This is a genomic window from Ruegeria sp. D6 (genome assembly GCF_056534365.1).
In genome coordinates, this window is sequence record NZ_JBQFPH010000004.1 from 25,972 (window position 1) to 52,665 (window position 26,694).

Genomic DNA, 26,694 nt, shown 5'->3' on the forward strand with positions numbered 1-26,694 from the left:
TTTCATCCAAGTGGCAATTGCCCTATTTTCGCCGCACCAACGGCATACGAATCTTGGTCGGACCCCATGACCGGAGACCCGCGTGCGCAACTGGATCACGGCTATTGTCTTCAGCTTGCTGCCCTTGGCAGGACAGGCGCAGGATACTGGGCTTAGGAGCCTGGAAACCACCGATGCTGGGCGCGAGTGGATGGCGGTTGGTCGGCTGGATATCGACGGCACCGGGTTTTGTACCGGATCGCTGATATCTCCGACTCTGGTACTGACGGCTGCGCATTGTCTGTACGACAAGACCACTAAACAGCGAATTAATCCGGCCCGGATCGAGTTTCTTGCCGGTTGGCGCCTTGGTTCCGCCTCGGCTTATCGCCCGGCGCGTCGAACAGTGGTTCACCCCGACTATGTTTATGAAGGCAATGTTTCTGCAACGCGGGTGCGTCATGATATTGCGCTGATCGAGCTGTGGCAGCCGATCCGCAACACCTCGGTCATTCCTTTCGAAACCGGACGTCGTCCTGCCCGCGGTCAAGAGGTGGGGGTTGTCTCGTACGCGCATGACCGCGCCGAAGCGCCAGCACTGCAGGAAGTCTGTTCCGTCATTGGGCGACAGGCTGGAATTCTGGTTATGTCCTGCAACGTGGATTTCGGGGCATCCGGTGCGCCGATCTTTTCGTTTGACGGCGAGCGGCCACGCATTGTGTCGGTGGTTGCAGCGAAGGCCGAATTGCAGGGTCAACGCGTTGCGCTGGGCACCGCCTTGGATGAATCGCTGGAATTGTTGCGGGCCGAGCTTTCGCAGGGGCGGGGTATGAACGCCACATTGGACAACAACACCAAAAACCTCGGAGCAAAGTTCATTAAGCCATGATGCGTGTTTTTCTAAGTATCACCTTGCTTGTTTCTATTCTCGTAACTGCCGCGCAGGCCCAGACCAGCGGCAAGCGCCGACTGACGGATCGCGATGATCTGTATGGGTGGGAGGCGGTCGGACGTCTGGATATCGGCGATCAGGGCTTTTGCACCGGTACTTTGATCGCAAAGGACATTGTGCTGACAGCGGCGCATTGCGCTGTGAGCAAGGCCACCGGAAAACCCTATGCCCCCGGTGAATTGACCTTTCGCGCCGGTTTGAGCGACGGTCAGGCGCTTGCGGATCGCAAGGTCATCCAGATTGCGACCCATCCCGATTTTGTTGCCAATGCGCCGGTATCGGCGTCACGTGTTCGAATTGATGTGGCTCTAATGCGGCTGGAACAGCCGATTCCCTATTCGATTGCTGATCCGTTCGCGTTGCACAGCGGTCGCGTCAGCGACAGCGAAATCAGCGTCGCCTCGTATGGTCGCGGTCGGGCCGAGGCGATCACGCGCCAACGCTCTTGCCGCATCCTGCAACGCGGGCAGGGGCTGATCAGCTTTGATTGCGATATTACATTCGGCTCGTCGGGCTCCGCTATTTTAGCAAAAAAAGGCCCGCGTTGGCAGATCCTGTCGGTTGTTTCGGCGGGCGCATCGGATGGTCAACGCAAGATCGGCTACGGGATGGAGCTGTCGGGGATTGTCTCGGAACTCAAGGCGATTTTACGTCGCGAAGCGCCCCGACCAACGGCAACAATCCGCAGATTGCAGCCGGGTTCAGCCAAGTCCAGTTCGGGTGCTAAATTCCTCAGCGCGGGCGGGTCTTGAACCCGGTCCTTTTACTTCCCATCTGAGTTCTACCGGATCGCCAAAGCTGGGGTCCGGCATAAATCACCGCCCGTCCATTTCGGAGGGCAATTTAGTGAATCGCTCAAAGATGAGGATACGACATGCGTACATTTGACTTCGCACCACTTCACCGCGCAACCATCGGTTTCGACCAGATTGCAGACATGATGGACCGGGTTTTGACCAATGACGTGGCTCAGCCCAGCTATCCCCCTTACAACATCGAAAAGACCGATGCTGATACCTACCGCATTTCGGTCGCTGTTGCCGGGTTTTCCGAGGCCGATCTGTCGGTTGAGGTAAAGGAAAATTCTCTGGTGGTTTCCGGCAAGAAAGCTTCGGACGAAAAAGAGCGCAGCTACCTGCACCGTGGCATCGCCACCCGCGCGTTCGAGCGCCGCTTTGCTCTGGCCGACCACGTTCGCGTTACCGGCGCGAGCCATGAGAACGGCATGCTGAACATCGATCTGAAGCGCGAAGTGCCAGAAGCCCTGAAGCCGCGCCGGATCGAAATTTCGTCTGGCAAGGCCATTGAAAAGGACGTGGTTGACGCCAAAGCCGTGAACTGAGGCCGTTGATCACTTAGCGACAGTCCCGCCTCTCTGGATTGTCGCACCACACGCCCCGCGTTCCTCCAGGCGCGGGGCGAAGTTGTATCCATCGCAACACGGACATGGTGGGCAACACGTTTTCACGAAAATCTGGCAATAGTTTAGGTCGTCAGGCTAGTCTCTTCTGGAACACTTCAATGAACTGAATTTTGTTCACTGCCTACAGAGGGAGACGAAATAGATGCGAATGAAATCCGTTTTTGCCGCTATAGTCTGTGCCGTTGTTGCATCGACCACACTGACCGCGACATCAACCCGTGCCAATGATACAGGAGCGCTTATCGCTGGGGTCGCGTTGGGTGTGCTGGGAGCGTCGATCGCCAAACACCATCACAAGCACGGATCAAAATACCAGAAGCACCCGCACGTTTCGCCCGAGGAGAATGCGATCGGGCTTTGTATGCATCGGACCCACACCGCCATGAGCAATCAAGGCTACTATGCCGTCGATTTTGAGCGGACGCTTTCCTATACGACAAATTCTGATGGCATCGATCTGATTGATTTGGAGGTCGCGCGCTCAAAGGACAGCAATGATGCTCGGAGCCACATAAAAGCCCATTGCGCTATTCAAGATGATGCTGTGGTCAATTTCCGGTATTCGAACTACTGAGCTTACCCATCGGCAGCTTCAACTTAAGAAATCCAAGAGCTTCTATTTTCCCTTCTGAAAACCAGCGGGCAATGTGTCTCGGCCTTGTCTCTGCGTCTATCTTTTTAGCGTCGAGTTTGTCACAGTCTTGGTGATTTGGAGACCCAAGGGGATGTAAATTGCCATAACATTCCCTATGTCATTGGATGATAAAAAGAATAGGGATAGCAGATGTCGAACCAGCAATTCGAAGCATTGATTCAAGAGACGCAACAGAAAGTCCGCGAAAGCCAGTCGCAGATTGAAGGCTTGACCTCACGGATCGAAGCGGCGCGTGCCAAGATCGGAACCGCAGAGGCAGATATCGACATTGAAAATGCCACTTTGGAAGATGTGCACGCCCATACCGAGGTGATGAACGCCAACATCGCTGAGCTGATCATGGGGCTCGACGACGTGACCAACGCGTTTTCCAAGGATTTCGACGAAATGCGTTCGAAAACCGGGTGGGAGTCGTTTGTCGGCATCTTCGCCAAGGCCAAATCCGAGTCCATGCGGCAGGAACGCATGCGCACCGCCAATATCGACGACAAGCTACAGGACCTGATCGCTAAATCGGATGTGATCGTCAAACTGCTTGAAGGGCAGTTGGCCGTGCTGGAAGAACAGCGCGTCAAGGTCGAGGACAACCTGACCGTCACGCTGGACGACCGCGAGGCGACCGTGGCCGAACTGGAGGCTTTGCGGGCAGAGATTCAGGGCATGGACCCGGCGATCATCACGCTGGAAAACAAGATCAGCGTCGAACAGGATGCCGCCGCGCGGACTCAGTTGGAAACCGAACTGGCTGACCTGAATAAGCAATACAACGCCAAGGTTCAGGAAGAGCAGGTCAAGCTGGCCAAATCCCAGACGCTGGAACGCTATATCGAAAAGGGTAAAACCTGGGTCGATTCACTCCAGAACCAGGCGGCGACGCAGATGGTGCTGATCAACAAGCTGCAGACAGATACGCAACAGCGCGTGGTGCTGTATGATGCCCTGACCAAATCGCTGAAAACCGCGCAGCAGCAGGACGTGGCCCACCGCATCAACGAGATTGGCGTACAGACGGACCAAGAGGCGCAGACGGCGATGGCCGCTATCGGCACCGCGACCAACCAGAAAATGGCCGACATGCTTGAGGCGCATGAGGACCACATGGTCTTCGCCCGCGACGTGCTGGAGAAAAAAGCCAAGGCCGATGAGCGTTTTGCCCGCCGGTTCGCCTCGATTGTCGAGAAGCATGATAAGAATTTGTATGGGGGTTGAGGAAAGGGTCGGGAGTTACCATGAAAACAACGACTCTTTTGCTTGCGACGGTCCTGTTTCTGACGGTGCTAACATGCCTGGTAATAGGTTCCGTGACTTATCAATCTGCAGGTTCCCCCAACTGGCAACTTGTTCAGATAGTTTCGGCTATTGGGTTGGGACTGCCGATATTCGCATGGCTTTGGGTTAGGATGTTCAACGTATTCTTCCCGCTACTTCTTTGGGTATCTTGGAAATACTTCTGCCTGATCGAATGGGCCTTCGGAATTCGAATTGGGGCTTGGTTCGGCAAGCAACTCATTGGCGATCCAATGATCCAAGGTAACGAAAGAGGATTCTGGCCTTTTTTGCATCGAGAAGTAGCGGGACCATTTGAGCCAAAAGAATCGCATGACTGACCCCACCCAAGACCATGTCGGCCTGACCGACACTTTCGCCTCACGCCGCTATTTCCGCAAATTCGAGGTGATCACCGTCCACCTCCTGCGCGTGGCCGCGACGATGGAGGCTGAGGGTGAGATCAGCAAGCAAGAGGTGCGGATCGTGTCACGCTACCTCTCGGGGCTGCTCTACACCTTCCGGGCGCTCAGTATGAAATACCTGCTGGTCGGGCGCGATACGGGGCGGTTCTTTGGCAGCCTCGCCATGGACAAGCGCGATAGCGGGTTTCCGGTGGCGGCTGAGCTGCTGACCATGGCCAATGACGCGCAGCAGGCGCAGGTGCATCTGGCGAATATGCCGTCCGAGGATGACCTAAAAACTGACATGGTGCGTACGATCATTGGCGATCAGGAAATCCCCACCAAGCTGCAATTCGCGCTGTCACAAAGGCTCTACTATGAGGAATTGCTGAAAGGTCAGCTGTTCTGGGCCCGCAACGATCCCGAGTGCCACTGGATCGGGAATGAGGGCGAACGGCGGAAGTTCATGATCCACTGGGCGGTCTATGACAGCCAGATCAACCTGCCAGTGATCTACCTGATGCAACTGGAGGACAGCGGCAAAACCGCCCTTCCCAAAGACCAACGCCGCTGGCCCGAAGTGCAGGCGCATCTGATGGCGCAGTCTCTGGGCGGGTTGAAACTGGTGACCATAGCCAAAGGGTTCGATCAGGATTTCGACGACCTGCACCCCAAACACCTGCGCCGCATTCATGTGGGGCCAATGTATTCCTCAGCCTATACCGAACAATCCGGCCCCCTGCGGCAGGTGCTGGAGGATGCGCAATCTCCGCAAGGTCAGGACTGGGCGCTGGCCTGGACCACGGAAGAGCTGGAAAGCGAAGATGTGATCGAAGAGCGGGCCGGATGGTTCTCGACCGTCGAACGCGAGGTTTTTGCCTTGGATCCGTTCGGAGGGCAGGGGGCCGAAACCGGTGCCACGCGCACCCAGCGATCGATCATCCTGCCCCAGCGTCCGTTTCAGGTGCTAGCAGAACGCAACCCTCCGGGCTTTGCCGATGTGCGCAAGTTCGTGGTCAGCAAGGCCGGACAGGTGTTGAGGTATTAGTTTCGCCTTCGGCGAGAGTATTTTTGAAAAAGATGAAGCAAGGGCGGTTTTTGAGATGAGTTTGACGTCAGATCAGATGGAATTGCGCGAGGCGGATATTCGCAAGCATTACCCGGCAGCGACCGCCTTGCTGAATGGGTTCGAACACGCGCCGCGGATTGCCAAGGCGGTGGAGACGTCGACGGAACGGTCGCCGGGGGTGTCGACCGGACGGAGGTTTCGGTCCACCACGCCGGGTTTGGTGACACGGCGCACAGTGCGCGCAGACGGGGTGCATTTGGTCGAACGGATCGAGGCCTCGGATGATGGCGATGCGCTGGTCTCGCCACCACAGGCCACAACGCAGCAGGCAATCCGCCGTGCGGTTGCCATCGCTCTGGCGGTGAGCGAGGCCTACGCCGAACAGACACCGTTGGCAGACTTGAAACGCGCGAACCTTGCGGGCGATTTGCCCGCCGCGCGAAAGACCGAATTCTCGGAACTGCTGACTGCCGAGGCGCTGATCACCTCGCACACCTTCGGCAATGCGCTGGCGTACTTGATGTCCTCGCATCTGGGAGAGACCACTGTCGATATCGGTGAGATCGAAGAGGTCCTGACCGACAACGGCCAACTCGCCTTGCACGGCGCGCTGTGGGAGTTGGACCAGACCCTTGCCAAACACGCCCCCGATGATGCCCACCTGATCGCGGCCACCAGCGCCTATGCCGAGCAACTGTTGGAAAAGGTAGCTCTACGCGCCCAGTCCGCAGGCCATCTGGCACCGTTCCAGAGTGCCGCTTGGCATATCGAGGCAGATGATCTGACCATCCGGGGCTTCGAACCGGCATCAAAGGCCAAATCCACCACCCTGACCATGACGTTCAAGAAACCGAACGAGGTGGTCGGCAACCATATCGCCAAATATCAGGCCATGAAGCTGGCCAAGATGGTGATGGCCTATGATTTCGACCGCCGCCTGAACCCGTTTGCGGAACTTGGCGGGTTCATCTTTACCTTCATGGGCGACGGCAAACCGGGCACCGGCAAAACCACCCTGATCCAGATGATGGCCGGGTTGATCAACGACTATTGCCAGAACGCGGGCTATCCGTTCCGCTATCAGAACCTGAGTACCGACAATATCGACAGCTATCAGGGCAAGTCCGGCCAGAACGCCAAGGCGTTTATCAATACGATCATCGACCCCTCGGTCATCGGGTTCGGCACCATCGACGATATCGACCAACTGGCAGGCAAGCGCGGCGACCGGCAGTCCTCGGCTGGGCAACTGGAAATCACCGCCGTGCTGATGGAGAGCTTTGCGGGGGCCAACACCGTCGTGCGCGGCAACTGCACCTTTGGCATGTTCTCGAACTACCCCGAGAATGTGGACGACGCCCTGCGCCAGCGGGCAGGCGCGCGGTTCCTGGTGGACGGGCCGCAAACGCGCGAGGATTACATCGACATCCTGCACCTGCTGATGGGCCGCAACCACGACATTCCGCTGGGCGAACACGAAGCCTATGCCGCGCAGGAGATCAAAAAGGCCGTCGCCGCCAGTTTCGAAGGCCATTCCCGCCCTCGTGAGGACGCCTTGCTGCAGGTCTACGACCGGGTCTCTGGCGATATCGGCCAGATGGACACCATCGCCAAACTGGGCACCTACCTCAAGGCGATTCAGCAAGCGGATGAGCGGTTTACCGGTCGTGCGATCAAGAACATCACCGACGCGGTCAAGGTCCGCGCGATGGATTTCGAACTGCCCGACGAATGGATGGAAAACCCCGACCTGTTCCTGTTCCGCGACTACGACACCAAGAAGGCCATGATCGAGGACCTGCGCCAGCCGATCACGGTTGAGATGGTGATGCAGGAAATCAACCGCTACGCCGACAGCGAGTTCCGCTATGCCGACAAGAGCGACGAGGTCGCCATCGAGAACGCGGTGCGTGAGATGGGTCGGATGGAGGAGGCTAAGCGGCGGTATCTGGAGGGGAAGGGGTGAATTATTTGATCGCTATAGGTCTGCCTCTTCTACTGAGCACTGTGGTTGCTATTCCAATAGGGTTCCGAGCCTATCGAACATCTCGTGCGGCTAAAGAAAGCGGAAAGAAATGTTTTCTTCCTTTCTTCGTATATGGCGCGGTTTGCGCTGTTCTGGCAATTCTTACCAGCTACACTTTGATGGATTTTTTTGTCGACCGATTTGCCGTGGACGTTGGCAACGCAAATCCCGCAGATGTAATGGTCTATTTTCAGCTACAGTTCTGGTTGATTGCAGTACCCCTTGGTTTCGCGATCATTTTTGCATTTGCAAAAGGACTGCGAGCATGAGTTTCGAATTCTTGGAGCACAGGTTTCTGTTTGAGAGTGATATCGCGGCGCAGCCGCGACGCGCCCGACCCGGCCCCCAGGGCGGGCGCGTTCCGCACCCACCCTCAGGCCGGGCGCATCGCTACCGTTGCGCGGGAAGGCAATTGTTATGATCCGCCTCATCGAAAAAGGCCTGATGTTCGGCAATCTCATCCACATCTCCAGCCCGGCTCTGGTCGAGCGGTATAACCGCGCGCTGCAGCATCTGACGGGCAAGACTACGGCGTTAACGGATTTCCATGTCGATATCTCGGGCTATTCGCCAGAGGTGGGGATTGAGCTGGAGGATGAGCTCTACCTCAACCCCAACGGGGTAAACCGGCAGTTCATCCTGCTGACGACCGAGCAGAAACGCGCGCCTTTGCTGAGCGTCAAATTCTCGACCTCGCGCGATATCCTGCGCGAATTCATCGATATGAACGAGGCGCAACTGTTTGCCTTGACCGCCGCCGATGCGGTGGCCGGAGAGCTGGTGAACTCGGTCATCAAACTCAGCACGCCGCGCGACCTGTTGAACCTGAGCAAGATCGAGATCGAGGCCGACACCGCAGGCGGCACCCTACGCAAGGCCCAGCAGCTAGCGGGCATGGTCGAACGTTTCAAAACCGAAGAGGATGCATGGTTCGACGATGTGCTGATCGCCAAGATGATCGAAACGGCCAAGGAAACCGGCGACGTCACTCGCAATCCCGTTCGCCTGCGCCACACCGCATTCGAGCAGCGTAATTTCTGGACGGCACACTTTGGCGGGCTCTACCTGTTCCCGGATATGGATCACCCGGCGGCGATTTGCATGGGCGAAAAGCCTGACGATATGCCGATCAAATATGTCTTTGGCCCGTCGCAGCGGAACCAGATCGCAAAGTTTCTGGACTACAACGATCTGGTTGAACCGATTGTCAAAGCGCGCGGCGTGGATGCTGCTGCGATACTGCAGCAGAAAATGGACTTTCTGACCATTGCTGCCGCAGCAGATGCCGATGTCGATCTGACCGGGTTGGATCGCAGCGATATGCGCCGCCTCGCCCGCAACCACTCGGACCGGCTGCCCGAAGCCTATCACGGCCTCGCGCAACTGTTGCGCTGGGCGACGGATGGCGGGCGCTGGCCACGCATCACCTCGGATCATCCCGCTTATTTCTACACATTGCGCGCAGCCGATACGCCGAACCGCGATCTGGTGAATATGCTGTTGACCGAATTGGCTCCGCTGGATCCGCGGCAGATGTTCATCTGCCACAAGGAATTGTTTTATAGTACTTACAGGACCTGGCCCGAGACCAAGAAAGCCTATGTTGCCGACTTCCTTGCCCGCGAGTATCAGGTGGACAAGGCTGGTGCGCGGGCGGCTCTATTTGGTCATGAACCGGATATGACCGGCAATGACCGGGTCAGCGAAACAGTGATCGCACGGGTCGGCCCTTGGGGCGCGGTCAGGAGAGATTAAGATGTTCGGAGCGATGCGCCTGTTTCTGATCCTGCTGGTGATCCAGACGATTGCCTATTTCGCGCTGTCCTTTTATTCGCGAGGAGTTAGGCGGCGAAAGTTGGAGACGTGGTGGGACGAAAAGGGCAAAACCGGTAACAAAGAAGCGTTTGTTGCGCGTGGTTTGCACGTCTACGACAACTCATTCCGGCGCAAACTGATTTTGGGTGTCTATATTGTACCTTGGGTGGCGATTGGCGCGCTGATCTACATCGTGAATTACATGTGAGGGTTAAGGCATGGCCTATGTGAAATGGGCGTTCATTATCATCTTCTGGGGCACGATCGCCGTGATCTTGCAGTATTCCCTACCGCAGCACGATGTGGTGCGGATCGTCAACACCTATGAGGAACGTCAGGACCTGACGGACTGGACGCGAATCTTCTGGTCCGAGCCTGAAGATCAATCCACCAGCCTGTCAAACCGCGATGTACAGTTCATTCAGGCCGTACGCGCCAACGGGAAGCCGATTGTCTATCGCAACGAAGACACCGGTTGGGGCTGGCCGCCTTATTTCAAGTTCGACACTGCGAACCTTTACACCGAGGCCAACGATGCCAAGTCGACCAAAGATAACCCCGATTGGGTGGTCGTAACGCACTACGGCTGGCGGAATGAATTCATGTCGATTTTTCCCAACGCAATTTTCATCCGGCATGTCGAGGGGCCGGATGTCCGCATCATCCCGTGGTTCAATATTGTTTTCCTGACTGTGTTTGCTGCGCTGGTTTGGGCCATCTGGGTTCGATGGCGGCGGTTTCGGCAAAAGAAGATCGATCCTGTTTTGGAGAACATGGAAGATGGTCTTTACGCCGCTGGTGATGCAATAGATGAAAAGCGCAAGGGCTTTCGCCGCTGGCTGGACAGTTGGAAATCCAAGTAAAACCGTACACCAAAAGGCGCACGCTGTGGTCTGACTGCTCATCTCACGATGAACTCAGCATGAAGCGCCCCGGCAGCCTTGATGGTTTTCAGGATGTCGATCATATCGCGTGGCGACACGCCCAAGGCGTTCAACCCGGCGACCACTTCGGACAAGGTGGTAGCCTCGGGGATTTCTGCAAGCCCCGTTCCTTCTTTCTCTTCGATCCCAGCGTAGGTGCGCGGAACAACGACTGTTTCGCCTCGCGCAAACGGATTTGGCTGAACAGCAATCGGGGCTTCCTCGACTGTGAGGGTCAAGTTGCCCTGCGATACCGCCACGCGTGAAATCCTGACGTCCCGACCCATGACAATTGTGCCCGATCTTTGATCCACCACGACGCGGGCTTTGCTTTCGGGTTCGACCAGAATGTTTTCAATACGTCCAATGGCATGCGCGGTTGATACGGCCCGCGTCGCCTCAATGCTCAACTCCACAGTGCCGGAATCGCGCATGAGTGCGACCGCTCGGTTGAATTCCTTATTGATGGCGGCCTCTATGCGGCTTGCAGTCGTGAAATCCGGTTCTCTCAACGCCAGTCTGAATTGAGTCAAATCAGCAAGCTGGAAATCGATCTCGCGCTCCACACGCGCGCCCGAGGGTATGACGCCCGATGTCGGCACCCCGCTTACAACCGACGCTGCTTCGCCTTCAACCGCAGCGCCTCCGGCTAGCACTGTCCCTTGCGCCACGGCATAAATCTGACCATCTGCTGCATTCAGGGGTGTCATGATCAATGTCCCCCCAAGAAGTCCTTTGGAATCTCCGATGGCAGAGACGGTGACGTCAATCTGACCGCCGACGCGCGCGAAGGGTGGTAGGGTGGCGGTGACCAATACGGCGGCGACGTTTTTGGGGCGAAAATCTTCGCCATTCACGTTTACGCCCAGCCGTTCGAGAATGTTGGACATAATCTCTTCGGTGAACGGAGAATTGCGCAAGCCGTCACCGGTGCCATTCAGGCCAACCACAAGGCCGTAGCCAACCAGATCATTGCCGCGGACCCCGTCGAAATCCACCAGATCTTTCAGGCGTATAGCCCCGGCATTGGCAATGCACGGTAAGACTATCAAAAGGAATGCGAGTATCTTCATCTCAGGAAATTCACCAGTGACAGGTTGGCGTTGCGAACGGTCACGGAATACAGACTCTCCAGTTGGAACTGCACGGTTTGCAACTGTGCCGCAGTCTCATAGGGATCTGCAGCGATCAACGCATTGCGCGCATGCTCAGCGCTGGTCTTTGCGGCGGCGTTGCGCGTTGCGGCTTGCTCCACACGCGCCTCAGCCGCGCCGACCTGGGCGCGCAAATTGACCGTCGCATCCTGTGTATTGGCCAGCTCAACACCAAGCTGCGTGAACATTGCGGTTCGTAGATCAGGCGTCCATCCAAGCGCATCATTTGTGGCCAGAGCCGCAACCGCAACATCGCGCAAAGCGTCCTTGAGCGCGGGGTCTGTCGCAATGATCGGAAGCGTGATCCGCTCGTTCTCGGAAATCTGCATCGGAGCCAAGGTGCCCGTACCACCTTGATATATCACCGCATCAAATCCGGCGGGGTCGTTGAACCAATCCTCAGCGGCCTGTTGGATATCTGTTAGGGAGGTCAGCCCTATCAATTCGGCCTGCAGCGCTGTCAATAATGTTTCAGCGGAGGGCAGAGGTGAGACGTCAGTCGACGTTCCGGAATACAGGCTGCGCCCTCCCGCCCGCGTATTCAGGGCTGAGATCATTGTGTCGAGCTCATTTCGTGCCTGAACCGATGCTTGTTCATGTGTCACGGTCTGGTTCGCCGTGCCGAATGATAGCAGCGACGCTGACATCTCGGCGACCGAGCCGCTTAGCGTTGTCAGGCTCAATTGCATTGCGTCCGTGAATAGCCGCGCCTCGGCGGTGGCGATGGAAAGCGCGTCCAACCGTTCCAGGCTGCGATCTAGATCCAGTAGGTGCGAGTAATCACCACCCAGACGGCCCGAGACATCCTGCACCTTGCCGGTGGACATCTCATACGACAGTGTTTCGATTTGTGATTTGATCTCGGCGCTGCGAGTTCTGAGGGTAAGGCCGCGGGCCAGATCCCCGATCGAATTCAGTGTCATGTTCATAACCTCAACAGGGTATCCATCAGTTCATCCACGACAGCGACGATGCGTGCGTTTGCGGCATAGGCTTGCTCGATCTGCATCAAGCGCTGCAGTTCCGCGTCACTGTCAACACCTTGCTCCGCGACGACTTTTTGCATCTCCAGCTGCGCGTTTGCTGCAAAACTGCTGCGCTGGTCAGCTGTGTGTGCGTTTGCCCCGGCTTTGGAAAGCAACGCCTCGGCGATCTCCGCCGCGCGCATCGTGCCTGTCCCAAACCCCACGCTGGGGGCCGGGCGCGAGTCGGTCAGAACGGCCCCAAAAGCTTGCAACTGGCTGGCATCACCCGGCGCACCGGGGGTCAATGCCCCCAGACCCGCGCGTAATCTCCAGCTGTCACCCCCTGCATCCGGGTCGACCACAACATTTAGTGAGATGCGCGACGCAAGACCGGTTTCAGAAACCGGATCAAAGCGGCTGCCGTCATCCGTGAAGACGCCCGGATCGGTCGCGGCAGCGGTCGGGTCCAACCCGGTGGTTTCAAACCGCTCGATCAGGTCGCGGGCGACGGCGTCCAGATCGGCTTGCGCTTCGACGGTCAGTTCGTCGCGGACCGAGAACTGGGCCATCAATGCGCCGCCTCGGATTTGGGCGAACTCTCCGCTCACGCGAACGGGTCGGCCGTTGATCTCAAGCCCGGACAGCAACCCGTTGCCAACGGTCATATGCGGCATGGTATCGCCTGTGGTCGAGAACGAAAACTCGGCCGCGGTTCCTTCCAGCAGGATCAACCCGCCATCGGAATAAAGGGAAATCTGATCATTATCGCGCGCGATCGCGTTGACAGGCACCAACTCGTTGACTTGATCGACCAGAATCTGACGATGATCCAACAGCGCGCCAATATCACCGCCCGAATTGCGGACAGCGGGGATACGAGCATTCAGTTTCTCGATGTCTTTCAGAGTCTGATTCAGCGTATCGACCTGTTTGCCTATCGTGCGATCCGCATCGGATCGCATTTGCCGCACCCCTTCGGACGCTGTATTGAGCGCTGTGCTCAATGTACCGCCTGCACGGGCGGCCTGATCCAACCGTTGGGCTGAGCCGGGCAGGCTTGCAGCTGTAATCAGGCTGCTTTCGAATTGGGCCAGTCTGGCCGAGATCGAAGTGGCATCGTCGGCTGCCCCCAACAGTTTCTCGTAACCTGAATGAAATTGCGCCACGGTTTTGGCTGCCATCAGGTCTGCATCGGTCGCACGGCGGTTTGCGATCAGTACCGGATCCTGGTGCCGAGTGATACCAACGACACGAACGCCATTACCGGAAACTGTGCTGGTCGCCAATTCAAGCGATCTGCGGGCATATCCTGGGGTCAACGCGTTGGCGATGTTTCCTGAAACCACCGCCGCACCACGGCTGGCTGCGCTCAGCCCGCCCAGAGCGTTGTTCAGTGCTGTCGACATATTCATCGGACGCATCCCTTTCGTTGATCAATCATCAGATCAGCGTTTGATATTGGTGGTTTCCTGCAGCATCTCATCCACAGTCTGAATGACCTTGGCGCTTGAGGAATAGGCCCGCTGGGTCTGGATCATTGAGGTCAACTCGGTGGCGACATCGGTGGTCGATTCCTCGCGTGCAAAAGAAACAAGATCTCCTGTCGGACCTTCACCCGCGTTCCATAAGAAAAAGGTGCCGCTGTCGCGCGAGGGGGCATAGGTCTGACTGTCCAACGCCGTCAGACCGTTTGGATTCGGCACATCGGCCAGTGGAATCTGGAACATCCGGCGGCTGACCCCAGTATCATAGAAAGCATAGACATAGCCGTTCTCATCAACCTGTACGCTTGTCATCGTGCCAACGGCCGAACCATCGCGTGTGATCGAAACCGGAGCAAAGGTATCGGAAAGCTGTGTAATGCCGTCCGCATCGCCGATCTGGCCGATGTTGATCTCCATCGGTCCGCCGGCGACGTTGACGACAACGCTGCCGTTTGCCGGGTCATAGGCACCGCCGGTCACGGCGGTGACGCTGGCTAGTGTTCCACCGGCTGTACGGCTATCGGTGAAGGTCAGGGTATATTCTCCGATGACAGCGCCGCCCGAGGCCGAATCGCGCAAGGTCATGGTCCATTCATTGCTGCTGCCGGTTGCAGGAACGGTGGGGACCAATTCGATATCGACGCTTTCAGACTTGCCCAAATTGTCAAAATACTCGACCGACAAGGGCTGCGTGTCACCCGGAGCACCAGCGTCGGTCGCTGTTGCAGGCAGGTTCATCCGCAGGTTCATGGATGTTGTGGGGGCGCCCGAAAGCTGATTGACGCTTAGCTGAATGGGTTCCAGAGCGGCGGGCGTATCCCTCGGGACGCTGGGGATCGAGCCATCTGGATTGGCACGCCAGCCAAGAAGTACAAGGCCGGATTGTGTGACCAGATACCCCTCCTCATTGGTGCGGAATGAGCCTGTCGTGGTCAGCAGCATCTCATTTGAACCTGACGCGATCTGCGAACTGGGACGGACAGGCAGCATGCCTCTACCGCGCACGGCCAGATCGGTTGAATTGTTGGTGGTTACCAACGATCCGCGCTGATCTATCAGGCGTTGGCTGGTGGTTCTGACCCCGCCTGCCGAATAGCTGCCGCCCTGACCAGACGTGACCATGGAGTGAAAGTCGGTCTCGACCCTTTTATAGCCAAATGTCGATGAATTGGCGATGTTGTCGGAGATCGTGGCCAGCCTGTTGGCGTTGGCCTTCAACGCTGCCACACCGGCATTCAGCGAAGAGGATATGGTCATCGGTACGCCCTTTCGTTGCGTCATTCGTTGATGCAACACGTACCGCACTGGCCCTTAACAGCCGGCTAACAGCTAAAATGCTGTCTATCCTTTACCCCTTAAGGGTTGCGTAAAAAGATGATCTCAATCCGATTATTGCGTATCGCCATGGGGTTTTTATCCGAAAGCTCTCGGTCCGCGTGCCCAGTCACGCGGTCCAACCGCTGTGGCTGGATGCCTTTGTTCTGCAGCAGTTGGCGGGTGCTTTGCGCCCGCGCGGTCGACAGATCCCAGACCGGGTTATTCGCCAACACGACGGGCGCAGACCGCACATGCCCTTCTACCGCGATTGCGTTTGTCACCAGATCAGAAGACCGCGCTACCAAAAGTGCCAGCGCGCGCATCATTTGGGTTGGCGTGTCTGTCCCCGATTCGAACAACGGTTGATCCTCAGTGGCGAACAGCTCGACCACCAGCCCTTCGTCGGTGACGCGGGTCACGATGTGCTTGCGCATCTTATCGGACACAAGGCTTTCCCCAGCGCGCCCCAACAACTGCGCCTCGAGCGACGAGAAATCTTCGAACGCACCCTTACCGCCGCCTTTCGCATCCACGCCGGTTGATCCGCGCGCCTGTTTCGCCTCGGTGGGGTTCCGATTGCTGGCACCTGATCCATCCATAACCATGGTTTTTTCCGAAAACATGTTGTCACCGCCGAAGGCACCATCGCCACCGCCCGAGACCGGATTGACCGGAATCGTGGGCGAAAAATAATCCGCCAGACCCTTGCGTTGCGTCTCGGTCGTTGCATTCAGCAGCCACATCAACATGAAGAACGCCATCATGGCAGTGACAAAGTCCGCATACGCGACCTTCCACGCACCACCGTGGTGAGCATCGCCACCCGATACACGTTTCTTCTTGATGATGATTGGCGCCGCATTGGATTGCGCACCCATCTCCACCACCTTCTATTCACCCGCTTACTGGCCTAGCAGGGCAGGTGTTAAGGTGGTCCTAACACTTAAAACTGTTCTGAATTCTAAGACTGCGACACCGGGTTTACACCAGCGCGCCTTAAAATCAGAGATAATCGATTAAAGCTGTTTTCGATACCATCGGGATCGGCCTTCGCAAAAAAGCTATCTAGCTCTTCGTGGAATCGGACGGCGCGATCCAACAAAGGATCTGTTCCTTCGGCATAGAGACCGGCTTTGATCATCACCTCAGATTGCTCATAACTGCCGACCAGCTTGCGGGTTTCTGTAATCAACTGGTTCTCATCTGCGGTCGCCGCACCTGGTAGGCTGCGTGATACGGATCGGCTGAGGTCAATCGCTGGGAAGCGCCCGCGTTCGGCGATGTCCCGGCTCAGCACGACATGTCCGTCCAAGACGCCGCGCAGAATGTCCGCAATGGGTTCGTCCATGTCAGAACCAGCGACAAGTACACTGAAGACTGCGGTGATGTCACCTTGATCGGCAGTTCCGGGACCCGCGCGTTCGCACAGGTTTGCAATCAGCGGCGTGACCGATGGCGGGTAGCCACGTAGCGATGGGGCCTCACCCATTGCGGCGGCAATCTCGCGGTGCGCTTCGGCAAAGCGGGTAACTGAATCGGCCAGAAACAGAACGTTTAACCCTTGATCCCGCAGGTATTCCGCCACCGACATGGCCGACCATGCGCACCGTCTGCGTATCAGGGCCGATTGATCCGAGGTTGCGGCCACGACGACCGATCGTTTCAGACCTTCGGCACCCAGGGCGTTCTCGACAAACTCATTCACTTCGCGCCCGCGTTCGCCCACTAATGTAACGACCACCGCATCCGCCTGGACGGAGCGGGCAAGCGTCGCCAGAAGTGTCGATTTGCCAACGCCTGAACCAGCGAACAGGCCGATTCGCTGACCCTGGACAATGGGCAGCATCGTGTTGAGGATGGCCAACCCGGTTTCCATACGACCACCCAGCGGCTTGCGCGATACCGCGGTTGGCGGGGCCTGTATAAGGTCACGTTCAAGCGTGCCAGGCAGTAGGGGCTTGCCGTCCAGAGGTTTGCCAAACGGATCGATCACCCGCCCAAGCCAATGCATTCCGGGCGCAAAGGCAGGCATCTGGTCGAGAGAGACCTGATCCCCCAGGCTTACGCCATCGGGTGCGGAGGCTGGCAGCATATGGATCGCGCCTGATTCGACATGCAGGACCTCGCCCGGCAGGTCCGGGCCTTTTTGTCGGCGCAGCGTCAGATGATCCCCGATCCGGGCTTGGGTGGTCAGACCATCGATTTCAACCACGCCGCGCGCAACACCGGTCACACGCCCGATATGGTGTACCGCCGACATCCTATCGAATTCGCATTTCAGACGCATCGGATCGAGATCGGCCATCGCAGGTCCTCCAAATAGATTTGTTGAAAACGGTTTCTAAAGGAATCGGGGTTAAGCCTTGATTGAAATTGATCGAGGGAGAAGCCCCGATGTTCAATGACCTGAACGTCTTTAAGACTGCGTACGCAATGGCAACCCATGCCGGACAACGGCAAGCGGTTGTCGCGCGCAACATGGCCAATGCGGATACGCCGGGATACAAGCCCCGCGATATTGAAGCCTTCCAGACAGCGTTTGAAAACACGAGCCGAGAGGTCGCGATGACCGCGACTCGGACGGGTCATCTGAATGGTGATGTGCGCGCTCAGCCTTGGGCTGAATTCACGGTCGCGGCTTCGAGCGATCCGAATGGCAATGGTGTTTCATTGGAAGAAGAGATGCTGAAAGCTGTCGAGGTCAAGCGACAACATGACCGGGCATTAGCGATCTACAAGTCTTCAATCGGTGTGCTGCGCACGAGTCTGGGCCGGGCATAGGGGGTTTCACGATGAGCGATTTTTCCTACTCGTTGGACGCGTCGGCTAGCGCACTGCGTGCGCAAGCAGCGCGGTTGCGTCATGTGTCCGAGAACATCTCGAACGCCGATACGCCCGGATACCGGCGTAAGACAGTCCCGTTTGAGACAGTCGAACGGGACGGAATAGAGATGGTCCAGGCGGGGCGCGTCAAACTCGATCGTCGCGACTTGAGCCGAATTTATGATCCTGGCCACCCTATGGCTGATGAGACTGGCCATTACAGAGGATCAAACGTCGATCTGATGATCGAAATAGCAGACGCCCGAGAGGCGCAGCGCAGCTATGAAGCCAACCTCAAGATGTTCGACCAGACCCGGCAGATGTCATCAAGTCTGATGGATCTACTCCGAAAATAAAGGAATACCAGAATGGATGTTCGCTCACTTACCGCCGCACAGAATTATACGGGTGCGCGCCCAGCAACGCAGGCCGCCCCCGAACATCAGGGGACAGCGCAAGGGCTGCGATCCTCGTTTCAGGATTTCGTGGCGACGCTGAAACAAAGCGAGCAAGTCACGCAATCTTCGATGGTTGGGCAGGCCGACCCGCACGCTTTGGTTCAGGCACTGGCGCAGACTGAGTTGGCAGTGGAAACGGCTGTGATTGTTCGGAACAAAGTCGTTGAAGCCTATCAGGAAATCTTGCGGATGCCGGTCTGAACGATGCTGAGCGAAGGTCTGTTCTACGACATCGTGCGCCAGGCGCTTTGGGTTGCAGTCATCACGTCGGTTCCGATCCTGGCGGTGGCGCTGATCTCGGGCCTTACAGTTGGTTTGTTTCAGGCCTTGACCTCGGTTCAGGAGATGACCCTGACCTTCGTGCCTAAGCTGATTGCAATCGTGGTCGTGTTCTGGATGTCGATGGGCTTCATGACCCAGACCCTTGTTACGTTTTTTACCGGGACATTGGTCCCGCTTATTGCCGGAGGTCGCTAATGGACACCGCTTATGTCACCTTGTCCCGCCAATCCGGTCTCATGGATGAGATGCGAATGGTGGCCAACAATATCGCCAATGCCAACACGACCGGGTATCGTCAGCAGGGGCTGGTGTTCTCCGAATTCGTCCGGGATATGCCGGGCAATCCTTCACTATCGCTCAGCCGTGCGCAGGTTCGAAACACTTCTCTGCAACAAGGTGTGCTGACCGAGACAGGCGGGTCCTTCGACTTTGCCATCGAAGGGGACGGGTTCTTTATGATCGAAACGCCCGCAGGGAACCGCCTGACGCGTTCCGGCAGTTTCTCACCCAATGCTGAGGGCGATCTGGTGACGATGGACGGGCACCGGGTTCTGGACAGCAATGGCGCGCCGGTCTTTGTCCCGCCCGACGCCGCAACGATCGATGTTGGCAGCGACGGCACGATGAGCGTCGATGGACAACTTCTGAGCCAGATCGGTGTCTACAACGTCGCCGATCCCGAAAACCTGGTGCGCGAAGGAAGCACACATTTTCGTGCAGGCGGGCAGGTGGAACCGGTGGGCGAGCCGGTCGTGCTGCATCGGTTCCTCGAAGGATCGAATGTCAATGCCATTGGTCAGGTGACCCGGATGATTGAAATTCAGCGGGCCTACGAGCTCGGGCAGAGTTTTCTTGAGGCCGAAGACGAACGGGTTCGCGGGGCGCTTAAGGCATTGATGCGCTGATTACCGGAAGGAGAATACGACATGCGAGCATTGAAGATCGCGGCTACGGGCATGACCGCACAGCAGATGCGGGTTGAGACAATTTCAAACAACCTCGCGAATATGAATACAACCGGCTACAACACCCGCCGGGCCGAGTTTGCCGATCTGCACTATCAACAGATGGTGCGCGCCGGGGCGGTCAATGCCTCGGATGGAACGGTCCTTCCGACAGGTATACAGCTGGGGTTGGGCGTGCGCCCTGCCGCCGTCACCGTACAGCTGCAACAGGGTGGGCTCTCGGCAACGGGCAGTGATCTGGATATCGCCATCGAAGGGCGAGGTTACCTTGAAGTCACCATGCCGAATGGCCAATCCGCCTTTACCCGAGACGGAAGCCTGAAACGTTCGGCCGAAGGTCTGATCGTAACTTCTGATGGCTTTGCCGTTGCCCCTGAAATTACCATTCCAGACGATGCCAGATCGATCTCGATCAATGCGGCGGGTGAGGTCTATGCCTATTTCGATGATACGGCCGAGGGGCAGTTGCTGGGCGAGTTTACGCTGGCCAGCTTCTCGAACGCCAAGGGTCTTGAGGCCATTGGTAGCAACCTCTTCAAGGAAACCGAAGCCTCGGGCGCTCCGGTTGTCGGCACCCCGGGCGAAGATGGGCTGGGCACATTGCGGCAGGGCTATCTTGAGGACAGCTCAGTCGATGCGGTGCGCGAGGTCACGGAACTGATCGAAGCGCAGCGTGGCTATGAAATGAACGCCAAAGTTATTTCCGCCGTCGACCAGATGATGGGCGCGACCACGCAGGTGCGGTGATGCGTCTGTTAACCCTCATACTATGCCTGACGCCGATGCCAAGCTTGGCCGAGATCGTTGTGCCGACCCGCACGATCCGCGCCAAAGAGGTCATTGTCTCATCCGACCTCGAAGTCAAAACCTCTGAGGTCAATGGGGCGGTTCGTAGGCCAGAGGATCTTATCGGTCAGGAGGCACGTGTTGCGCTTTATCCAGATCAGCCAATCCGCCCTGCCGATGTCGGTCCGCCTGCGATCGTGGACCGAAACGATCTGGTGACGCTGGTGTTCGATCACGTCGCGCTATCGATCACTGCCGAAGGCCGCGCGTTGGGGCGGGGCGCAGCAGGCGAGCGTATCCGTGTCATGAATCTGGCGTCTCGCACAACAGTGACGGGCGTAATCCGTCCCGATGGACAAGTTGAGGTTAAATGATGCCGAGCCTTTCGAAACCCCTGCTATTTGTCGTTCTGAGTGTTGCGGCGTGTGGACGATTGGACCACCTTGGCAAGCCGCCCAGCCTGACACCAAACACGGAATCGCCTGAGCATGTTGCGATGCTGTGGCCCGGACTACCTTTGCACAGCCAGCCTCAGCGAACCGTTGATCAGTCATCTTTGTGGAGTGGCGGTCAGCATTCCTTGCTTGGTGATCAACGGGCGATGAAAAAAGGGGATATTCTGACAGTCGTGATCGAGCTGGATGAAAAGGCGGAAATATCCAACGACACCAACCGGTCGCGGGCTGGGTCAGAAAGTCTTGCGGTGCCGGAACTCTTCGGCCTTCCTCAGCGCGCAGGTGAACGACTACCTGAAGGGGCCTCACTTGATGATGCCGTTTCAATTGACTCGGCTTCGGTCAGCAAAGGCAAGGGATCGGTCAAACGCAAAGAAAAATTGACCTTGCGCGTGGCGGCAACGGTCGTCGACGTGTTGCCAAACGGTGTGCTTTCGATTTCTGGATCGCAAGAACTGCGGGTGAATTTCGAACTTCGGGAACTGCTGGTCTCGGGCTATGTCCGCCCCGAAGATATCTCGCGCCAGAATGAAATCACTTATGACAAGATCGCGTCAGCGCGGGTGTCTTATGGTGGCCGCGGGCAGATCACGGATGTGCAGCAACCACGCTATGGACAACAGATACTTGATACCTTGCTACCTTTCTGAGGGCCGCGCTGATGGGAAAACTACTACCGATCGTTTTTCTGGTTTTCGGCCTGGCTGCCGGTGCGGGCGCCCGGATCCTATTGTCCCCTTCCGGGGAAGCTGAAGATCTTGCGGAGGCTGGGCAAAAACCCAATGAAGACAAGAAAAACAAAACTAAGCCCGGCAAAGATGATCAATCAGAAACACATGAGTATCTGAAACTCACCAAACAGTTCGTGGTCCCCGTGGTTTCCGAGGACGAGATATCGGCGCTCGTCACCATGTCCCTCAGCCTTGAGGTGAGGCCGGGGATTGCCGAAGCGTTTTATGAGATCGAGCCAAAATTAAGGGACCGGTTTCTGCAAGTTCTGTTTGACCACGCCAATATCGGCGGGTTCGACGGCGCATTCACGCGGTCAGACAACCTGACGGCATTGCGCAATGCGTTGCTGGAGGTTGCGAGAAAGGATCTGGGCGAAGATGTCTCGCAAGTTCTGATCATGAGTGTCAGCCGACAGGATACCTGAACGGGTTCCGGTTACGATTCGTGAGCCTTAGATTGTCGCACGCGTCGCTTGTGTTCTTGCAGGCGGCGCGACAGATCGGCAACGGCCAGTTTGCGCCCAAATGCCCCACGCAATTCTTCCATTGCCGCAAGCTTTTGTGATCGCAGGCGCGCCAACTCGGTGTTCAGGTTGCGCCGTGTCAAAGATTCCCAGCCGTGCCACAACAGGTCTGCGCCGGTGACCTGATAGCCATCCGACTGTGAACTCGTCGATTTTACTTCGGCTAATTGAGAATCCAGACGCGTCAATTGCTGAAGCAACTGGGCTTCGCGCTGCAACAAAGGGTGCAATTTTTGGTGTTCCCGTTGATAAACAGCTTCGGCGACGGTCAAAAGGTTGTCCATGCGATCTTGCGTCATCCGACCTGGCCCTTCGCTCGTTTGCGCATGGCTTCGGCAAACCGAATAGCTGCTGCAACGGGTCGGTAGTATTCTTCGGTAATTTCCTGTCCGATCCCGACGGTCGCGTGCAATGCGCGTGCTGTTGGTGGATCGGAATGAATAGGAATGCCTGCGTCTCCGGCCGTGGCCCTGATTGTTGCCGCGATTTCATCTACCCCTTTGGCGACGCAAACCGGAGCGCTGCCACTTGCTCGCGACCATTTCAGCGCAACCGCATAATGCGTCGGGTTGACGATCACCACATCGGCCTTGGGCACATCCGCCATCATCTGCTTGGTTGCTATGTCCTGCGCGCGTTGGCGAAGCTGCTGTTTGACGTGCGGATCACCCTCGGAATCCTTGGTTTCATCCTGAATTTCTTTGCGTGACATTCTGTTTTTGCGAAGGTGTTCGGCATGTTGCCACAGATAGTCTATCACGCCGATCGCCAGCGCGATCATTATGACGATAAACAGAAATTGGCTGAGTAAGTTCATCATCAACAGAATTGAGGATCTCGGGGCGGCTGCACTGGCTGTCAGAATCTCGGGCAGGTGGGCGTGTAAAAATAGGGTCAGGCATGTTCCATAGATCAACAATTTAACAAAGCTCTTGGCGAATTCGAACAACCCGCCCCGGCCAAACTTGTTCTTTGCGTTTGAGACGATCGAGATGCGTGAACCGCGTAGTTTCAGCTTTTCCGGCGCGAAGATCAGTGCGCGCTGGGCGATCAGGCTGAGCAACACCGCGACTGCCGGAACGATAAACAACGCGGCGATTGGTGCCATAGTTGATCTCAGAATCCCGGCGACGGTGGATGTCGCGGGTCCGACGGTCAGCAAGATTGCGAATTGATCTGATTGGTCGATCAAGACCACGAACAGAGTCCCCAGATGCTCTGCCGTGAATTGACCCGTGAGCAAAAATGCGACGAGCAGTCCCATGTATGCAGCCACCACCGACAGATCATTGGACTTCGCCACCTCGCCTTTTTTGCGGGCTTTTTCCAGCTTTTGCGGGGTCGCCTCAAATGACTTATCACTGTCGTCGTCTGATGTGCTCATCTCAGCCCTCCCAGAGGATTTTGGAGAAAGGTAAACAAAGCGTCAGACCAGGTTGCCAGGATCAATGGTGCCCCGGCGAAAAGCAGGAAAAGGCCTGCGAAAGTGATTGCTGGGGCACCGACAAAAGCGACCATGAGCTGCGGCATGGCGCGGTTAATTACGCCCAGTGCGAGGTTGTAGATCAGCGATGCGATGACAAAGGGCGTCGCCAGCGCAAAGGCCAGTCCAAAGCTGCGGACGACTTGCGCAACGCCCCATTGCGACAGATCAGGCGCAGTTGGAAGCGCGCCCATCGGAAACAGCATATAGCTGTGGATCATGAACTGCGCTGCACGGATATGAAGGCCAAGCAATACCGCCAGCGCCAAGCCGGCCAGCGTCAGCAGATACCCCATCGCCGGGACAGGTTCTGCGGCCGCTCCGCCCAGGATCTGAGACAAGGATGTCGCTTGCGCCGCGATTGAACCTGCAGTTTGTAATGCAAGGACAAAAAGGCGCAACCCGATGCCGAGCATAAGACCGATCAAGACTTCGATGGTGATTAATCCAATCATTTTGTGAAAGCCCGGCATAACACCCGATGCGGGTATGGCGGGAATGACAATCATTGTGAAAGCAACTGCCACGCCCAGTTTGACCCGCACAGGGACGCTGCGTTCACCAAAGGCCGGTAGCAGCGAAACCAATGCGGACACACGAAGAAATACGGCGAACAGATGCCACAGGTTTTGCCCCAGATGTGGCAAAAGCTCTGACGGGACTGAGATCACGCGGGCACCGTTCCGACCAAGGCGGGGCGCGCCTCAAGCCCGATCTCTTCAAAAGACAGGACGGGGTTGGCGACGCCGCGCGCGTGCATAATGGTCCTGAGCAATCTGCGTCGGCGGGTCGTGGTTACGACCGCCGGGAACAACCCGTGATCTGCTGATTTTGCGACGCTATCGACAACCCCATCGGCCAGCTTATTGAACAGGTTGGGCGGTAGTGCCACGTCGATACCTGCGTTCGCGGCGTCGATCTGGTAGGTGGCAAATGTGTCCTCCCATTCCGGCGCGAGTTGGATCAGAGGGATCGAGCCGTCCTCGCGCTTCATGTCGGCAACCAGTTGAAAGCCCAGCCGCTGGCGGACCAGTTCGCAGATCCCTTCGGGCTGGGTGGTGGTCAATCGTGCTTCAGCCACGCTTTCAAGGATCAGCGCCATGTTCCGGATCGAGACCCGTTCGTCTAGCAACAGCCGCAGAACAGCATGCAGTGTGTCGATCGGCACCTTGTCTGGGATCAATTCGTCCAGCATTTTGCGGTTGGCTTCAGCTCGGGTCGGATCGCTAAGCCGCGTCATCTCGGACAGCAGGCGGCGAAGGGATTTCAGGGTCAAAAGGCGCGAGAAATTCTGTTTGATGATCTCAAGCAGATGGGTCGCCAGAATTTCAGGAGGGGTGACGATGGTGGCCCCATTCAGTGCGGCGACCTCCTGGTCCTTGGGCAATATCCAGCGCGCCGGGGCACCGTAGACGGGTTCGATCACATCGGTGCCATCAGGTAGAAAGTCGTGCCCGTCCTGTACCAGTGCGAGCACAAGTTCAGAATTCAGAACACCACGCGCCTGTTCGACCCCTTGTACTTTGATCACATAAGTTCCGGTCGGAAGATCGGCGCGGTCAGTCAATCGAATTTCGGGCAGGATAAGCCCAAAGCTTGAGGCGACATAGGTCCGCATGTTGGCGATCCGCGCGTCAAGGCCGGTACCGGGATTCAGCACCATGCTGACCAGATCGGGGGCGAATTCTAAGTGAACGTCGTCGAGGTCAAGGATATCACCGATGGCCTGTGAAACCGGAGTGTCAGACTCGGCCTCGGGCGTCTGTGCCTCTGCCTCGCTGGCGTTGCGTTTTCTGAGGCCTGAATAAGCCGCATAGCCCAGTACCCCGGCCCCAAGAATGAACGGTAAGAACGGCAATCCAGGCACCAGGGCGAACAGCACCATCAGAACCGCTACGGTGCCCAACGCCGCCGGGTGGCGTCCAAGCTGCGAGAAGATCGCATTGTCGGTTGCACCCTGCGTACCGCCACGCGCCAACAGCAAGGCGGACGCAATCGAGATTATCACTGCTGGTATCTGCGACACCAACCCGTCCCCAACGGTCAGGATTGCATAGGTTTCGAAGGCGGACGATACCGGCATCCCATGCACGATGACCCCCATGACCAATCCCATCACGAGGTTGAGAAGTGTGATCAGCAACCCGGCAATCGCATCGCCTTTGACGAATTTCGACGCGCCGTCGAGCGAACCAAAAAAGGTGGTTTCCTGCTGCTCGCGCTCGCGCCGTTCTTTGGCTTGCTGGTGATCGATGGCTCCAGCCGACATATCACTGTCGATGGCCAACTGTTTGCCTGGCATCCCGTCCAGCGCGAACCGGGCACCCACTTCGGCCATGCGGGCCGCACCCTTTGTGATGACCATGAAGTTCACGATCAGCAGAACGCCAAACACCACAAGGCCCAGAAAGATGCTGCCGCCCATGACAAACTGGGCGAAACCTTCGATCACGTCACCAGCGGCGTTGGTGCCGGTGTGCCCCTGACCGATGATCAGCTTGGTTGAGGACACGTTCAGCGACAAGCGCAACATCAGTGAGGCCAGCAGGATCGTCGGGAAGGATGAGAAATCCAGTGGCCGTTCGATGAACAGCGTCAATGTGAAGATCAGTATCGCCAGCGCAAAGGATGCCGCCAGCCCCACGTCCAGTACCCAGGCTGGCATGGGCAGGATCATCATCACGATGACCGCCATCAGCGCCAGCGCCAGCAATATGGTCGGGGAGAACAAGGTGCGGGGATCGATACGGGGCAC

Annotated in this window: 31 protein-coding genes; 21 read left to right on the forward strand and 10 right to left on the reverse strand. The window is 57.2% G+C overall.

Going from position 1 to position 26,694, the window contains the following annotated elements:
* Positions 1 to 82: 82 nt before the first annotated feature.
* The 12 genes from ACR0A1_RS14180 to ACR0A1_RS14235 all read left to right on the forward strand — a co-directional run bounded on the left by ACR0A1_RS14180 (position 83) and on the right by ACR0A1_RS14235 (position 10,452).
* Positions 83 to 868, forward strand: a complete 786-nt coding sequence (locus ACR0A1_RS14180; protein ID WP_170395202.1) for a trypsin-like serine protease — start codon at positions 83 to 85, stop codon at positions 866 to 868.
* Positions 865 to 1,683, forward strand: a complete 819-nt coding sequence (locus ACR0A1_RS14185; RefSeq protein WP_480868050.1) for a trypsin-like serine peptidase — start codon at positions 865 to 867, stop codon at positions 1,681 to 1,683. Before ACR0A1_RS14180 ends, ACR0A1_RS14185 begins: the two co-directional genes overlap by 4 nt.
* Positions 1,684 to 1,805: 122 nt before the next feature.
* The gene (locus ACR0A1_RS14190) at positions 1,806 to 2,273 is read left to right on the forward strand and encodes an Hsp20 family protein (RefSeq protein ID WP_170395206.1); all 468 of its coding nucleotides are present in this window, start codon (positions 1,806 to 1,808) and stop codon (positions 2,271 to 2,273) included.
* Between the two features lie 223 nt (positions 2,274 to 2,496).
* The gene (locus tag ACR0A1_RS14195; RefSeq protein ID WP_170395209.1) at positions 2,497 to 2,928 is read left to right on the forward strand and encodes a hypothetical protein; all 432 of its coding nucleotides are present in this window, start codon (positions 2,497 to 2,499) and stop codon (positions 2,926 to 2,928) included.
* Between the two features lie 210 nt (positions 2,929 to 3,138).
* Entirely contained in the window at positions 3,139 to 4,218 is a 1,080-nt protein-coding gene (locus ACR0A1_RS14200) for a hypothetical protein (protein WP_480707558.1), read from the forward strand.
* A 20-nt stretch (positions 4,219 to 4,238) separates the two neighbouring features.
* The gene (locus tag ACR0A1_RS14205; RefSeq protein ID WP_480571188.1) at positions 4,239 to 4,616 is read left to right on the forward strand and encodes a hypothetical protein; all 378 of its coding nucleotides are present in this window, start codon (positions 4,239 to 4,241) and stop codon (positions 4,614 to 4,616) included.
* Positions 4,609 to 5,727, forward strand: coding sequence for a hypothetical protein (locus tag ACR0A1_RS14210; protein ID WP_480868053.1), 1,119 nt, complete (start codon positions 4,609 to 4,611; stop codon positions 5,725 to 5,727). The genes ACR0A1_RS14205 and ACR0A1_RS14210 overlap by 8 nt, the downstream gene beginning before the upstream one ends.
* A gap of 55 nt (positions 5,728 to 5,782) precedes the next feature.
* Positions 5,783 to 7,714, forward strand: coding sequence for an AAA family ATPase (locus ACR0A1_RS14215; protein WP_480868054.1), 1,932 nt, complete (start codon positions 5,783 to 5,785; stop codon positions 7,712 to 7,714).
* Positions 7,711 to 8,043: a hypothetical protein gene (locus tag ACR0A1_RS14220; RefSeq protein WP_170408696.1), complete on the forward strand. Its 333-nt coding sequence runs from the start codon at positions 7,711 to 7,713 to the stop codon at positions 8,041 to 8,043. Before ACR0A1_RS14215 ends, ACR0A1_RS14220 begins: the two co-directional genes overlap by 4 nt.
* A gap of 148 nt (positions 8,044 to 8,191) precedes the next feature.
* Entirely contained in the window at positions 8,192 to 9,529 is a 1,338-nt protein-coding gene (locus tag ACR0A1_RS14225; RefSeq protein WP_480868056.1) for a DUF6638 family protein, read from the forward strand.
* Between the two features lies 1 nt (position 9,530).
* Positions 9,531 to 9,797 carry a hypothetical protein gene (locus ACR0A1_RS14230; protein ID WP_170395242.1) on the forward strand — a complete coding sequence of 89 codons (267 nt, stop codon included), beginning with the start codon at positions 9,531 to 9,533 and terminating at the stop codon, positions 9,795 to 9,797.
* A gap of 10 nt (positions 9,798 to 9,807) precedes the next feature.
* Complete coding sequence (locus ACR0A1_RS14235; protein ID WP_170395244.1) at positions 9,808 to 10,452, forward strand: DUF1523 family protein; 645 nt, start codon at positions 9,808 to 9,810, stop codon at positions 10,450 to 10,452.
* A 38-nt stretch (positions 10,453 to 10,490) separates the two neighbouring features.
* Here ACR0A1_RS14235 and ACR0A1_RS14240 read toward each other — a convergent pair whose 3' ends face one another.
* The 6 genes from ACR0A1_RS14240 to ACR0A1_RS14265 form a co-directional block, all read right to left on the reverse strand.
* Complete coding sequence (locus tag ACR0A1_RS14240; protein WP_480868059.1) at positions 10,491 to 11,585, reverse strand: flagellar basal body P-ring protein FlgI; 1,095 nt, start codon at positions 11,583 to 11,585, stop codon at positions 10,491 to 10,493.
* The gene (locus ACR0A1_RS14245) at positions 11,582 to 12,589 is read right to left on the reverse strand and encodes a flagellin (RefSeq protein ID WP_480753863.1); all 1,008 of its coding nucleotides are present in this window, start codon (positions 12,587 to 12,589) and stop codon (positions 11,582 to 11,584) included. The genes ACR0A1_RS14240 and ACR0A1_RS14245 overlap by 4 nt, the downstream gene beginning before the upstream one ends.
* A gap of 2 nt (positions 12,590 to 12,591) precedes the next feature.
* Complete coding sequence (flgK, locus tag ACR0A1_RS14250; RefSeq protein ID WP_480753865.1) at positions 12,592 to 14,043, reverse strand: flagellar hook-associated protein FlgK; 1,452 nt, start codon at positions 14,041 to 14,043, stop codon at positions 12,592 to 12,594.
* A 33-nt stretch (positions 14,044 to 14,076) separates the two neighbouring features.
* Positions 14,077 to 15,372: a flagellar hook protein FlgE gene (locus tag ACR0A1_RS14255; RefSeq protein ID WP_255611994.1), complete on the reverse strand. Its 1,296-nt coding sequence runs from the start codon at positions 15,370 to 15,372 to the stop codon at positions 14,077 to 14,079.
* Between the two features lie 98 nt (positions 15,373 to 15,470).
* Positions 15,471 to 16,310 carry a flagellar motor protein MotB gene (locus ACR0A1_RS14260; protein ID WP_170636512.1) on the reverse strand — a complete coding sequence of 280 codons (840 nt, stop codon included), beginning with the start codon at positions 16,308 to 16,310 and terminating at the stop codon, positions 15,471 to 15,473.
* Between the two features lie 83 nt (positions 16,311 to 16,393).
* Complete coding sequence (locus ACR0A1_RS14265) at positions 16,394 to 17,719, reverse strand: FliI/YscN family ATPase (protein ID WP_480868329.1); 1,326 nt, start codon at positions 17,717 to 17,719, stop codon at positions 16,394 to 16,396.
* A 107-nt stretch (positions 17,720 to 17,826) separates the two neighbouring features.
* Here ACR0A1_RS14265 and ACR0A1_RS14270 point away from each other — a divergent pair, with 107 nt between their 5' ends.
* From ACR0A1_RS14270 to ACR0A1_RS14310, 9 genes are read left to right on the forward strand one after another with little or no spacing between them, the layout of a single operon-like run.
* Positions 17,827 to 18,213: a FlgB family protein gene (locus ACR0A1_RS14270; RefSeq protein ID WP_170567490.1), complete on the forward strand. Its 387-nt coding sequence runs from the start codon at positions 17,827 to 17,829 to the stop codon at positions 18,211 to 18,213.
* A gap of 11 nt (positions 18,214 to 18,224) precedes the next feature.
* A complete protein-coding gene (gene flgC / locus ACR0A1_RS14275) occupies positions 18,225 to 18,611 on the forward strand; it encodes a flagellar basal body rod protein FlgC (protein ID WP_480753873.1) in 387 nt (128 codons plus the stop codon).
* A gap of 12 nt (positions 18,612 to 18,623) precedes the next feature.
* Entirely contained in the window at positions 18,624 to 18,914 is a 291-nt protein-coding gene (gene fliE, locus ACR0A1_RS14280; RefSeq protein ID WP_170408685.1) for a flagellar hook-basal body complex protein FliE, read from the forward strand.
* A 3-nt stretch (positions 18,915 to 18,917) separates the two neighbouring features.
* Positions 18,918 to 19,190, forward strand: coding sequence for a flagellar biosynthetic protein FliQ (locus ACR0A1_RS14285; protein ID WP_170395271.1), 273 nt, complete (start codon positions 18,918 to 18,920; stop codon positions 19,188 to 19,190).
* Complete coding sequence (locus tag ACR0A1_RS14290) at positions 19,190 to 19,900, forward strand: flagellar hook-basal body complex protein (RefSeq protein WP_480868063.1); 711 nt, start codon at positions 19,190 to 19,192, stop codon at positions 19,898 to 19,900. The genes ACR0A1_RS14285 and ACR0A1_RS14290 overlap by 1 nt, the downstream gene beginning before the upstream one ends.
* A 21-nt stretch (positions 19,901 to 19,921) precedes the next feature.
* Entirely contained in the window at positions 19,922 to 20,707 is a 786-nt protein-coding gene (flgG, locus tag ACR0A1_RS14295; protein ID WP_170626328.1) for a flagellar basal-body rod protein FlgG, read from the forward strand.
* Entirely contained in the window at positions 20,707 to 21,120 is a 414-nt protein-coding gene (flgA, locus tag ACR0A1_RS14300) for a flagellar basal body P-ring formation chaperone FlgA (protein WP_480868065.1), read from the forward strand. The genes flgG and flgA overlap by 1 nt, the downstream gene beginning before the upstream one ends.
* Positions 21,120 to 21,851: a flagellar basal body L-ring protein FlgH gene (gene flgH / locus ACR0A1_RS14305; RefSeq protein WP_170395282.1), complete on the forward strand. Its 732-nt coding sequence runs from the start codon at positions 21,120 to 21,122 to the stop codon at positions 21,849 to 21,851. The genes flgA and flgH overlap by 1 nt, the downstream gene beginning before the upstream one ends.
* An 11-nt stretch (positions 21,852 to 21,862) precedes the next feature.
* The gene (locus ACR0A1_RS14310) at positions 21,863 to 22,357 is read left to right on the forward strand and encodes a flagellar basal body-associated FliL family protein (protein ID WP_170408681.1); all 495 of its coding nucleotides are present in this window, start codon (positions 21,863 to 21,865) and stop codon (positions 22,355 to 22,357) included.
* Between the two features lie 11 nt (positions 22,358 to 22,368).
* Here the strand turns inward: ACR0A1_RS14310 and ACR0A1_RS14315 are convergent, their stop codons facing one another.
* From ACR0A1_RS14315 to flhA, 4 genes are read right to left on the reverse strand one after another with little or no spacing between them, the layout of a single operon-like run.
* Positions 22,369 to 22,755: a hypothetical protein gene (locus ACR0A1_RS14315; RefSeq protein ID WP_480868067.1), complete on the reverse strand. Its 387-nt coding sequence runs from the start codon at positions 22,753 to 22,755 to the stop codon at positions 22,369 to 22,371.
* Positions 22,752 to 23,840 carry a flagellar type III secretion system protein FlhB gene (flhB, locus tag ACR0A1_RS14320; RefSeq protein WP_480868069.1) on the reverse strand — a complete coding sequence of 363 codons (1,089 nt, stop codon included), beginning with the start codon at positions 23,838 to 23,840 and terminating at the stop codon, positions 22,752 to 22,754. Before flhB ends, ACR0A1_RS14315 begins: the two co-directional genes overlap by 4 nt.
* Entirely contained in the window at positions 23,837 to 24,610 is a 774-nt protein-coding gene (locus ACR0A1_RS14325; RefSeq protein ID WP_480868071.1) for a flagellar biosynthetic protein FliR, read from the reverse strand. Before ACR0A1_RS14325 ends, flhB begins: the two co-directional genes overlap by 4 nt.
* Positions 24,607 to 26,694, reverse strand: coding sequence for a flagellar biosynthesis protein FlhA (flhA, locus tag ACR0A1_RS14330; protein ID WP_480868073.1), 2,088 nt, complete (start codon positions 26,692 to 26,694; stop codon positions 24,607 to 24,609). The genes ACR0A1_RS14325 and flhA overlap by 4 nt, the downstream gene beginning before the upstream one ends.

Coding starts and splice junctions, on each gene's coding strand:
- flhB (WP_480868069.1), bottom strand. CDS start 23,840: ATGAGCACATCAGACGACGACAGTGATAAGTCATTTGAGGCGACCCCG.
- ACR0A1_RS14310 (WP_170408681.1), top strand. CDS start 21,863: ATGGGAAAACTACTACCGATCGTTTTTCTGGTTTTCGGCCTGGCTGCC.
- ACR0A1_RS14190 (WP_170395206.1), top strand. CDS start 1,806: ATGCGTACATTTGACTTCGCACCACTTCACCGCGCAACCATCGGTTTC.
- ACR0A1_RS14255 (WP_255611994.1), bottom strand. CDS start 15,372: ATGACCATATCCTCTTCGCTGAATGCCGGTGTGGCAGCGTTGAAGGCC.
- flgC (WP_480753873.1), top strand. CDS start 18,225: ATGAGCGATTTTTCCTACTCGTTGGACGCGTCGGCTAGCGCACTGCGT.
- ACR0A1_RS14285 (WP_170395271.1), top strand. CDS start 18,918: ATGCTGAGCGAAGGTCTGTTCTACGACATCGTGCGCCAGGCGCTTTGG.
- ACR0A1_RS14260 (WP_170636512.1), bottom strand. CDS start 16,310: ATGGGTGCGCAATCCAATGCGGCGCCAATCATCATCAAGAAGAAACGT.
- ACR0A1_RS14290 (WP_480868063.1), top strand. CDS start 19,190: ATGGACACCGCTTATGTCACCTTGTCCCGCCAATCCGGTCTCATGGAT.
- ACR0A1_RS14270 (WP_170567490.1), top strand. CDS start 17,827: ATGTTCAATGACCTGAACGTCTTTAAGACTGCGTACGCAATGGCAACC.
- ACR0A1_RS14235 (WP_170395244.1), top strand. CDS start 9,808: ATGGCCTATGTGAAATGGGCGTTCATTATCATCTTCTGGGGCACGATC.
- flgA (WP_480868065.1), top strand. CDS start 20,707: ATGCGTCTGTTAACCCTCATACTATGCCTGACGCCGATGCCAAGCTTG.
- ACR0A1_RS14225 (WP_480868056.1), top strand. CDS start 8,192: ATGATCCGCCTCATCGAAAAAGGCCTGATGTTCGGCAATCTCATCCAC.
- ACR0A1_RS14195 (WP_170395209.1), top strand. CDS start 2,497: ATGCGAATGAAATCCGTTTTTGCCGCTATAGTCTGTGCCGTTGTTGCA.
- ACR0A1_RS14205 (WP_480571188.1), top strand. CDS start 4,239: ATGAAAACAACGACTCTTTTGCTTGCGACGGTCCTGTTTCTGACGGTG.
- ACR0A1_RS14315 (WP_480868067.1), bottom strand. CDS start 22,755: ATGACGCAAGATCGCATGGACAACCTTTTGACCGTCGCCGAAGCTGTT.
- ACR0A1_RS14245 (WP_480753863.1), bottom strand. CDS start 12,589: ATGACACTGAATTCGATCGGGGATCTGGCCCGCGGCCTTACCCTCAGA.
- flgK (WP_480753865.1), bottom strand. CDS start 14,043: ATGAATATGTCGACAGCACTGAACAACGCTCTGGGCGGGCTGAGCGCA.
- ACR0A1_RS14230 (WP_170395242.1), top strand. CDS start 9,531: ATGTTCGGAGCGATGCGCCTGTTTCTGATCCTGCTGGTGATCCAGACG.
- ACR0A1_RS14185 (WP_480868050.1), top strand. CDS start 865: ATGATGCGTGTTTTTCTAAGTATCACCTTGCTTGTTTCTATTCTCGTA.
- flgG (WP_170626328.1), top strand. CDS start 19,922: ATGCGAGCATTGAAGATCGCGGCTACGGGCATGACCGCACAGCAGATG.
- ACR0A1_RS14215 (WP_480868054.1), top strand. CDS start 5,783: ATGAGTTTGACGTCAGATCAGATGGAATTGCGCGAGGCGGATATTCGC.
- ACR0A1_RS14240 (WP_480868059.1), bottom strand. CDS start 11,585: ATGAAGATACTCGCATTCCTTTTGATAGTCTTACCGTGCATTGCCAAT.
- fliE (WP_170408685.1), top strand. CDS start 18,624: ATGGATGTTCGCTCACTTACCGCCGCACAGAATTATACGGGTGCGCGC.
- flgH (WP_170395282.1), top strand. CDS start 21,120: ATGCCGAGCCTTTCGAAACCCCTGCTATTTGTCGTTCTGAGTGTTGCG.
- ACR0A1_RS14210 (WP_480868053.1), top strand. CDS start 4,609: ATGACTGACCCCACCCAAGACCATGTCGGCCTGACCGACACTTTCGCC.
- ACR0A1_RS14265 (WP_480868329.1), bottom strand. CDS start 17,719: ATGCGTCTGAAATGCGAATTCGATAGGATGTCGGCGGTACACCATATC.
- ACR0A1_RS14200 (WP_480707558.1), top strand. CDS start 3,139: ATGTCGAACCAGCAATTCGAAGCATTGATTCAAGAGACGCAACAGAAA.